At 45.3% G+C, this 9,469-nt stretch carries 9 protein-coding genes; 5 read left to right on the top strand and 4 right to left on the bottom strand.

Annotation, left to right across the window (positions count from 1 at the left end; all coding sequences use genetic code 11):
- The first annotated feature begins 91 nt into the window (after window positions 1–91).
- A complete protein-coding gene (locus A3766_RS31215) occupies window positions 92–763 on the top strand; it encodes a PEP-CTERM sorting domain-containing protein (protein ID WP_068515173.1) in 672 nt (223 codons plus the stop codon).
- A 69-nt stretch (window positions 764–832) separates the two neighbouring features.
- Here the strand turns inward: A3766_RS31215 and A3766_RS15210 are convergent, their stop codons facing one another.
- Both A3766_RS15210 and A3766_RS15205 read right to left on the bottom strand, forming a co-directional pair.
- The gene (locus tag A3766_RS15210; RefSeq protein WP_068515177.1) at window positions 833–1,432 is read right to left on the bottom strand and encodes a hypothetical protein; all 600 of its coding nucleotides are present in this window, start codon (window positions 1,430–1,432) and stop codon (window positions 833–835) included.
- Complete coding sequence (locus A3766_RS15205; protein WP_068515180.1) at window positions 1,425–2,600, bottom strand: MFS transporter; 1,176 nt, start codon at window positions 2,598–2,600, stop codon at window positions 1,425–1,427. The genes A3766_RS15210 and A3766_RS15205 overlap by 8 nt, the downstream gene beginning before the upstream one ends.
- Before the next feature lie 145 nt (window positions 2,601–2,745).
- Between A3766_RS15205 and A3766_RS15200 the strand changes: the two genes are divergently transcribed.
- From A3766_RS15200 to bioA, 4 genes are all read left to right on the top strand, one after another.
- A complete protein-coding gene (locus tag A3766_RS15200) occupies window positions 2,746–3,729 on the top strand; it encodes an adenosine kinase (RefSeq protein WP_068515182.1) in 984 nt (327 codons plus the stop codon).
- A gap of 229 nt (window positions 3,730–3,958) precedes the next feature.
- On the top strand, window positions 3,959–4,441 hold the full coding sequence (locus A3766_RS15195) for a DUF3015 family protein (protein WP_068515309.1): 483 nt from the start codon (window positions 3,959–3,961) through the stop codon (window positions 4,439–4,441).
- Between the two features lie 114 nt (window positions 4,442–4,555).
- Entirely contained in the window at window positions 4,556–6,439 is a 1,884-nt protein-coding gene (locus tag A3766_RS15190) for a DUF4105 domain-containing protein (protein ID WP_068515188.1), read from the top strand.
- A 292-nt stretch (window positions 6,440–6,731) separates the two neighbouring features.
- Window positions 6,732–8,030 (top strand): adenosylmethionine--8-amino-7-oxononanoate transaminase, encoded by a 1,299-nt coding sequence (bioA, locus tag A3766_RS15185; RefSeq protein ID WP_068515196.1) that lies wholly within the window; start codon window positions 6,732–6,734, stop codon window positions 8,028–8,030.
- On the opposite strand, the gene A3766_RS15180 is transcribed toward bioA, so the two are convergent.
- Both A3766_RS15180 and A3766_RS15175 read right to left on the bottom strand, forming a co-directional pair.
- Window positions 8,021–8,491, bottom strand: a complete 471-nt coding sequence (locus tag A3766_RS15180) for a YiiD C-terminal domain-containing protein (protein WP_068515199.1) — start codon at window positions 8,489–8,491, stop codon at window positions 8,021–8,023. The genes bioA and A3766_RS15180 overlap by 10 nt on opposite strands.
- 133 nt (window positions 8,492–8,624) lie before the next feature.
- A partial coding sequence (locus A3766_RS15175) for a S1 RNA-binding domain-containing protein (protein WP_156508919.1) occupies window positions 8,625–9,469 on the bottom strand: 845 nt, incomplete at its 5' end.

The raw sequence follows: 9,469 nt of genomic DNA, 5'->3' as shown, positions 1-9,469 counted from the left end.
TGGATCATTGGCACAACTAATGCTTTGAACAACAGTTATAATTAACGGACTATTTTGTAGTCGTCATTTAATTACAAATAAGGAAAATTACATGAAACTTAAGCAGCTTTTAGCAGCAGCAACTTTAGCAGTTACCTCTGTATGCGCTCTTGCAACACCTCAGTACACTGGTGAAACGTCCGCAACAAACATCAACCTTGGCTCACAAGGAAACGGTTATTACCTTTGGACAACTGAAGGCAATGACTATCAATGGAATGTTCGTTGGAGAAGCCCAAATGTATCATCAAACGCCACATGGTTTGGTAGCTTCGAAGTCGTAAATGGCAGCTCTCCTACAGCTACAACCATTAGCTTTGACGGCAGTGACTACACCTCTACAAGCAACTGGGGCAATACTATCAACTGGACTGCAAAAACAAATAGCAATGGCTATGATGGGTTTACCTTTGACCTTGACAAAGACACAAAGCTTACTCGCTTTAACTTGGGTTCAAGCCTTTTTGCTGACCTGGAAGACAACACAACAGATCCAGGCACTGAAGACTTCGGCATCTTCATCGGCCAAAACTATGCAACACCAAACGTTCTAGTTGGTAGCAAGCCATATACGAAGTACAAAAATGTTGACGGCGTAATCGTAGAATCGCGCGGTGACGGCATCCACCAGTCATTCGAAGTATCAGTTGCAGAGCCAGGCACTCTAGCTCTTCTAGGTCTTGGTTTGGCTGGTCTAGGTTTCGCTCGTCGTAAGCAAGCTTAATCTAGCACTCGCAAGTAATAATAAAAAAGCCTCGCATTTGTGAGGTTTTTTTATGCCTATCAATCTTGTCTAAAACCACCCACTATTTAAGTCATCTTTACACGACCAGTATTGCTCACTATATTTTTTAGCCCGAGCCTCAACCTTCTTCGCTACCTTTTTTAGCCAAGGTTTTTTTTCATAACTAGCTCTACGATAACCACCATGCCCTTCGTGATAATTTAGGTATTGTGCGTAGGCATCCCATTTACTAACCTTGTTTATCTTGCTACTTCGATTCATATACCAACCGACAAAATCAATCGCATCATCAAAATCATCGCGATCTGCAAAGGTGCTCCCGGCGTCAGCTACATATTCTCCCCAAACAGGAGTCTTAGCCTGAGAATAACCATACGCATCGCTCGCTCGACCGATAGGAATAAATCCAAGGAAGTACTCCATCGGCGGTGCCGCATCGTATTTAAAAGATGACTCTTGATACATTATGGCCATTGGAATGTGAACAGGGACTCCCCAGCGTTCCCGTACATCGAGCGCGGCATCATGCCAGTCTGGCTTTTCTTCGAATATTTTACAAATATTTTGAGGTTGTTCAGGCGGCAAGCTGGAGCAGCCAGCCAGACTTAAACCTCCAAGCAAAAGAAAACTAAAGCGATAATTAGACAAGCTCTCCCTCCTTACTTTTACCTATTCTCCAGATAAAGATCACCAACATCTGAACCAAAATTAGCGGAATAGCGTAGATAAGCAGGCTATTCCAGCCAACACTATAAATAACTACTCCACTAGATATTGATGCCGCAGCCTGGAATACAAACACAAAAAAGTCATTAAAACCCTGTACTTTATACCTCTCGGCAGGTTGGTACACTTTAGGAAGCAAAACCGTACCTGCGACAAATAGAAAGTTCCAACCAATACCTAGCAACACCAATCCAAGCCAATAATGCATCACATTCTGACCTGAAAGCGCTATCATCAAACACACCGTATAAGCTGCCAAACCAGCCAGCATCAAGCGATATTCACCAAACTTTGAAATCAGATATCCACTCACTAAGGAAGGCAAGAACATCGCAAGAATATGGCTCTGAATAACCCATTTAGTATCTTCTAAAGAATGCCCTTCCATGACATGCATACTGACGGGCGTAGCGGTCATAACATAACTCATCACCGCATAACCTATGGTTGCCGACATCACCGCCACCCAAAATAAGGATGAATGCATGATATCAATTAAAGGACGGCCGCCGAGTTCTTCCTCACCCCCTGTCACGACAACGGGCTGAAAAAACAACATAACAACACCACTTAATAAACAAAGAATTGAAAGCAGAGTAAACGAGCCCGAAAAGGGCACTTCATGCAACGCCCTCCCCAGATGAGCCAGCTCTGGCCCTAGTATCGCCGCAATAAGCCCACCCAACAACACGAAGGATGCAGCTTTTGGTGCCAGATATGGCTCAACACTCTCCATTGCCGCAAAACGATATTGCTGAATAACGGCCAGGGCACCACCTAGCAATACAGTACTCAAACAAAACAACCAAAAACTTTCATAAGATATAGAAATCGCAGCAAAACATGATACCAAAGCGCTATATAAGGAGGCAGCCAAAAAGATCTTTTTTCTACCGAAACGCTGCATTAGACGCGAGACCGGAATCACGGCACAGGCGGTACCAATAACAATGCCCGCTACAGGCAATGTGGAAAGTTCTGGATCAGGAGCAAGCGATGCCCCGACCAAACCACCGATAAACACAACCATTGGCGCAATACACAAGCCCAGCGCACCAGATAACAATAAAACCAATACATTTCTATTCATTCCAAGCAAGGTTCTTCCTCATATATCCTTTTTCATGCTATCTACCGCGCAGGCTATTCACCAAGCGTATAAATCGTCTTTGCCATACGCAAATGACGCTGTATATAATGGACACCACCATTAGCCAACTAGCAAGGCAATTACTATGCAACAATATCACGTCTATGGTTTAGGCGCCGCCCTCGTCGATACTGAAATTGAAGTCACCGATGAATTCCTATCCCAAGCTAATATTGAGAAAGGTCTAATGACCTTGGTGGATGAAACCCGCCAAGCCGAAATACTAGAGCTAATGAAAGAACACTTGGTTGGTAGTAAAAGAGCCAGCGGCGGCTCGGCATGCAACTCGATTATCGCTGCCAGTTACTTCGGTGCCAAGACCTATTATTCCTGCAAAGTATCAGACGACGAAAACGGCCTATTCTTCCAACAAGATACCCAAGCAGCGGGCGTGACCACAAGCGATAAAGCCCACCCGAATGGTACAACCGGAAAATGTCTGGTTATGATTACCCCTGACGCCGAACGAACCATGAATACATTCTTGGGCGTAAGCGCTGAATTAGATGAAGCACAGCTTGATGCTAAAGCTATTGCTCAATCTGAATACCTGTATATCGAAGGCTATCTCGTTACATCACCTAGTGGCAAACAAGCGGCCATCAAAGCACGGGAAATTGCCGAGCAGCAGGGTGTAAAAACGGCAATTTCCCTCTCTGACCCAGGAATGGTCGAGTTCTTTGGCGAAGGGCTAAAGGAAATGATCGGCCAACAGGTTGATTTATTATTCTGCAACAAAGACGAAGCACTCGCCTGGACACAAAGCAATAACATCGAAGATGCTGCTGAAAAGCTTAAAGAAACTGCAAAGTCTTTTGCAATTACTTTAGGAAAAGATGGCGCTCTCGTTTATGACGGCAATGAAATCTCAATAGTCGCTGGCGTTGAAGCAAAAGCAATCGATACAAATGGAGCCGGCGACATGTTCGCAGGTGCATTTCTTTATGCAATCACTCATGACCAAACCTTTGCCCAAGCAGCAACGCTTGCTAACAGAGCCGCAGCTCAAGTGGTGAGTCAGTACGGCCCGAGACTCAGACCAGAACAACATGCAGATCTGAAGTTCTAGATAAATATTCTTCCCGTTTAACAGCCTCGACTCATGAGGCTGTTAAATCTTATCACGACCTGAAACTGCAGATTAAAGCTCCCGTTGTTCCCTTTTCCAAATCTTCGACTACACTATTAAAATGTGAAACTTAAGGTAAGCTGTATAAAACTAAACACATTGCCTTTTTCCAATAACGCTGTTTATAATCGAAGGGCGTTACTTACAAAAAATGATTCAAGGAATTGCTATGAAAAAACTAATTTTAGGTGCATTCATTCTTTCTGCTCCATTTACTGCAATGGCTGCCGGCGGTCACGGTCCTGCAGGGTGCGGCTTAGGTACTGAAGTTATTTTCAAAAATGCAGATGAATGGCATGAGCACGTTCTTGCCGCAACAACTAACGGAATAGCCAGCCAAACTTTTGCTATGACCTCAGGCACACTTGGCTGTGAAGATGCAAACGGCCCTCTAAAAGTCCAAGTATCCCTTTTTATAGATAAAAACCTTGACCAACTGGCTCAAGACACTGCAATTGGTGAAGGTGAAACACTTGCTGCACTATCTGAACTTGTTGGCGTTGCTAAAGAAGATGCTGCTACATTCAATGCTGCATTGAAAGCAAGCTTTGACCAAATCTTTATGTCTGAAGCAACAACTTCTGGTGACGCATACCAAGCATTGGTTAGCGTAATGAGCCAGAACAAGACTCTTGCTAAATACCTAGGCTAATTAGCCTCGTTTAATCTACGCTTACGCTAGATCTAGAATCTAAAAAAGGGCACAATTTGATGCCCTTTTTTTGTGCCAGTTAAAAGACCGGCATTCACCCTAACGAGAGATATCATGCACTGCCCTTACCATTACATTCTGGTGAATGTAGCTTTTCTTGCCTGTCTAAGCTTTAACTCTCTCGCGCAAACGATACCAGATTCAAAACTTACTTCCCTAGCGGATAATGAACAATGGCTCGACCTTCTTCATTTTCACCAAATAGGCTTTATTCCGCGATTTGAAAGTCAGGTTGATGACGACAGTTTTTTTATCGCTCCAGACGGAAAGTACTCGCCAAAGTCTGAGCTCAAGGCTAATATTAATGCGTTTACTGGCGGTAGCCGCGACCCTGAGCTTATTTGCCAGTTCCCAGCTCGTTTTCATTGGCTAAAACAACAACTCCCTGAATTGAACTTCACCGAAGCCAAGTGCCCAGATTATAAGGACTGGTTCGCCAAGATCGATCCGGAAAGCTTAACTTTGAGCTTCCCGGCAGCCTATCTAAATAGCCCTTCCTCAATGTTCGGGCATACCTTTATTCGTATAGATCGTGCCTCTGGCAGTAATGCACTACTAGACTACAGCATCAATTTTGCAGCGAATGCTAATCCTGACGATAACGAGCTAGTCTTTACCTATAAAGGTCTTTCCGGTGGCTACCCCGGTGTCTTTACAATTCTCCCCTACTATGAAAAAGTCAAAGAATACAGCCACCTGGAGTCACGCGACGTTTGGGAATACGCTTTAGATCTAACACAAGAAGAGGTCGAACAGTTTGTCCGACACGCCTGGGAAATAAGAACGGTTCATTTTGATTATTATTTTGTCGATGAAAACTGCTCCTATCAATTACTCACCTTATTGGATGCAGCCAGCGAACGCTTTAACTTCGTCGACGCCTTCAAACTCAGCGCAATCCCTTCCGATACAGTACGCGCCGTTGAACAAGCAGGAGCGGTAAAGCACGCGCGTTTCCGCCCTTCCACCTTAAGCCTGATGACCCAGATGATCGAAAATCTAAGCGATGATGAAATTCGCCTTGCCAGGCACTTGGTTGAAGACAGCAAGCTTTCAAAAACTCAGTTGCAACAATTAAACGCTGAGAGCCAGGCACAGGTTCTAGAGCTGGCCCACCAATACAGCCGCTACCTAGCAGTGAGAAAAAAATCAGATCTTCCACACCTTGGCAAACGAACGATTGAATTACTTTCGACTAGAAGTAAGATCGATAAGACTAAAGTATTTCCAGACTTTCCAACACCCAAGTATCGCGATGACCAAGGGCACGACTCACGCCGTTTGATGCTAGCGGGCGGTTATGACGGCAGCAATCATTTCCAGCAACTAGAGATTCGAGCTGCATACCACGATCAGTTGGATGCCTTACCTGGCTATATTCAGGGTGCTAAACTTGAAATGCTTAACATGAAAGTTCGTCGTACCGAAATGAACGGCGATACAAAAACTCGAATCCAAGAACTAAAGCTCATAGATATTGCCTCCTACACGCCACGCAATCAGCTTATTACACCGATTTCCTGGCATGTTGCGACCGGTTTTTATCGACCTCGCAGCGCCCCTGAAGAGTTAAGCAGTTTTTTGAATGCTGGTGGAGGGCTGAGTTACGAATATCTTGGGCAGCGTCTATACATCCTTACTGACGGAGAACTGAATCTCGATAATGATATCGATAAAGGCTACTGGTTAGCAGCAGGCCCCCGACTTGGCTGGCTAAGCCAGCATGAAGACTGGAACCTAAAGCTAGAAGCCTATCGCCCCTTTGATCTCTTCGGCGCTAAGTTCAAGCGCTTGGATATTGAGCTTGGCTTTAGCTTCAACCTTGGTGCTCAATGGCAAATCCGGGCACAAACGGCTTACCACAGCTTTTATCAGCAACAAACCAAAGAACAAGCCTATCAGCACTCCTCCAGTTTTTCTCTGGTTCATTATTTTTAAGAGTAAGAAAAAGGGTTTCTCAATCGAAAACATACATTCCCTCGTCTCGCTGGCAGGGTTAGCGCGGGGTAGACTCAGCGAGGGGTGGAACCCTCTGCCTACAGATATGAGGTTATACTATTATTGTAGGTAGAGCCTTCCATGGCTCGCTAGCGGGTTAGCACGAGATATACTCATGCGAGAGCTGAAACCCTCTGCTGATTACGTCTAGACCAATAAAAAAATAGAAACTACCTGAACGAAACCATATCATTTAAACTGGCATGATAAATTTGAATCAGAGATATAAGCTATGAGCGACAGCACCACGCTAACTGCCCTTGAGATCGACCGCCAACATATCTGGCACCCCTACAGTGCAATTGGTGCACCCCATAAGATTTTTCATGTCGAATCAGCTCAAGGTTGCACACTCAAGCTAAAAGACGGAACAAAGCTAATAGACGGCATGGCGTCCTGGTGGAGCGTCATTCATGGTTATAATCACCCTACACTAAATGAAGCCCTAAAAGCACAATGCGACAAAATGTCTCATGTCATGTTTGGCGGTCTCACGCACGATCCAGCCATCGAGCTAAGCAAACTCCTGGTTGAGATCAGCCCTCAAGAATTAGAGGCTGTATTCTTCGCCGACTCAGGCTCTGTGGCCGTTGAAGTCGCCATGAAAATGGCAATTCAGTACTGGCATGACCAAGGCAAACCCAAGAAGCAACGCTTTATCTCGCTACTTAATGGCTATCATGGCGACACCTTTGCGGCCATGTCGGTGTGTGACCCGATAAACGGTATGCACTCACTGTTCTCAGAAACCTTAACCAAGCAGTTCTTTGTTCCAGCACCCACATCTAAGCCAGGTGAAGCCTGCAATGAACATGACAAGCAAGCCCTTAGAGCAGCGCTTGAGAACCACCACCAAGATACCGCAGCCATTATTATGGAGCCTATCGTTCAAGGTGCCGGGGGAATGCGCTTTTATTCTGAGTCCTATTTGAGAGAAGCTCGTAAACTTGCAGATGAGTTTGGCGTTCTGCTAATTTTTGATGAAATTGCTACCGGCTTTGGCCGTACCGGAAAACTCTTCGCCTGTGAACATGCCGAGGTAACACCCGACATTTTATGCCTAGGCAAAGCCATCACCGGTGGCTACATGACCCTCGCGGCGACGCTTACGACGAGACATATCAGTGATACCATCAGCTCAGGTAACCCAGGCGTTTTCATGCACGGCCCAACCTTTATGGCCAACCCTCTCGCTTGCGCTGTAGCATTGGCAAGCGTAAAGCAGCTTTTAAACTCGCCTTGGGAAGATCGTTTAGCTAATATCGAAACCAAGCTAAAACAAGGCTTAAGCCCATGCGCCAAGCTAGACAGCGTAAATGAAGTACGTGTCTTGGGTGGAATCGGTGTTGTCGAATTATATGAAGCCGTCAATATGGCTGAGATACAAGGCCGCTTCGTTGAGCAAGGTGTTTGGGTGCGGCCCTTTGGTAAACTCGTTTACGTCATGCCGCCTTATATCATGAGTGATGATGAACTAGCAAAACTGTGTCAGGCCATCCATCACGTTATCAAACACTATCATCAAGTTTGAGCGGCTAATACTGCGTACTTACCGCTAAACTTAACGCAGGTTTTGCCATTCTCGTCCGGGACGCTCACCTCAATATGGAAGACCGATTTTCCAAGCCCGGTGTGATGGTGCTGAGCTTTTTCCAAGATTTCGGGTGCAGGTGCATAAGCCGTGGCGACAAGCCGGCCTCTCAGTGGCCGAAGGTAGTTGATCTCCCCCTTGGCAACAACGATATCTCCCTTAAGCCCTAGCGCTTCAGCTTTAAGCTGAGTCATTCCCCAACCGGCGATCACACAGAGATTGTATAAGCTTCCACCAAAAGCGGTGCCTTTATCGTTAATATTCTCTGATAACGGTGCGCTGACCTTTAGTGTTTCGCCATCATAGGCATCAATAGAAACCTGGGCGGCACGAGCCAGCGGGAGATGTTTGATGAGAAAGGCCTCCAGCGCCTGCCCTTGCTTAGAATAATTTTCCACCATTACCGCCTCTCACTGTTTCCTACTCTTTTTTATTGAAGGTATTTTAAGCATAAAAAAAGGGAGGTTTTCAAACCTCCCTTCCTTTAATGGCCACTCAATGCACTGCAAGTGACCTAAGTTTCATCACTAAAGCTTATTCAGCTTCAGCTAATTCTTTCATGCTTAGCTTGATACGGCCTCGGTTATCGACATCTAGAACCTTAACCTTAACCATCTGACCCTCTTCAAGAACATCAGTTACTTTCTCAACACGCTCATTTGAGATTTGAGAAATATGAACCAAGCCATCTTTACCAGGCAAGATATTAACGAATGCACCGAAATCAACGATACGCTCAACTTTACCTTCGTAAACCTGACCAATTTCAGCTTCAGCAGTGATACCCATAATCATATCGATAGCTGCTTGAGCACTCGCATTGTCTTCACCAAATACCTTGATAGAACCGTCATCTTCGATATCAACTGATGCACCAGTCTGTTCAGTAATAGAACGGATCGTTGCACCACCTTTACCGATAACGTCACGAATCTTGTCAGCGTGAACACTCATGGTACGCATTGCAGGAGCCTTGTCAGACAAGTTCTCGCGAGATGCATCAATTACCTTGTTCATTTCACCAAGAATATGAATACGAGCATCGTGTGCCTGCTTAAGTGCGATATCCATGATCTGCTCATTGATACCTTCGATCTTGATATCCATCTGCAAAGCAGTAATACCTTCGTCAGTACCCGCTACTTTAAAGTCCATATCGCCTAAGTGATCTTCATCACCCAAGATATCAGTCAGAACGGCAAAGTCATCACCTTCTTTAACCAAGCCCATTGCGATACCCGCAACTGGCGCAGCTAAAGGTACACCCGCATCCATCATTGCCAAGCTGCTTCCGCAAACACTTGCCATTGAGCTAGAACCGTTAGATTCTGTGATTTCAGATACACAACGAATTGTGTATGGGAATTCCTCAGCGGTAG

It is taken from the genome of Oleiphilus sp. HI0132, assembly GCF_001635845.1.
The sequence above is the reverse complement of the archived record's forward strand: the minus strand, read 5'-3'. Positions and strand labels throughout refer to the sequence as shown.

What these genes read in the sequence shown, in the direction of transcription:
- A3766_RS31215 (WP_068515173.1), top strand. Translation starts at nt 92, where the DNA reads ATGAAACTTAAGCAGCTTTTAGCAGCAGCAACTTTAGCAGTTACCTCT.
- A3766_RS15205 (WP_068515180.1), bottom strand. Translation starts at nt 2,600, where the DNA reads ATGAATAGAAATGTATTGGTTTTATTGTTATCTGGTGCGCTGGGCTTG.
- A3766_RS15200 (WP_068515182.1), top strand. Translation starts at nt 2,746, where the DNA reads ATGCAACAATATCACGTCTATGGTTTAGGCGCCGCCCTCGTCGATACT.
- A3766_RS15195 (WP_068515309.1), top strand. Translation starts at nt 3,959, where the DNA reads ATGAAAAAACTAATTTTAGGTGCATTCATTCTTTCTGCTCCATTTACT.
- A3766_RS15190 (WP_068515188.1), top strand. Translation starts at nt 4,556, where the DNA reads ATGCACTGCCCTTACCATTACATTCTGGTGAATGTAGCTTTTCTTGCC.
- bioA (WP_068515196.1), top strand. Translation starts at nt 6,732, where the DNA reads ATGAGCGACAGCACCACGCTAACTGCCCTTGAGATCGACCGCCAACAT.
- A3766_RS15180 (WP_068515199.1), bottom strand. Translation starts at nt 8,491, where the DNA reads ATGGTGGAAAATTATTCTAAGCAAGGGCAGGCGCTGGAGGCCTTTCTC.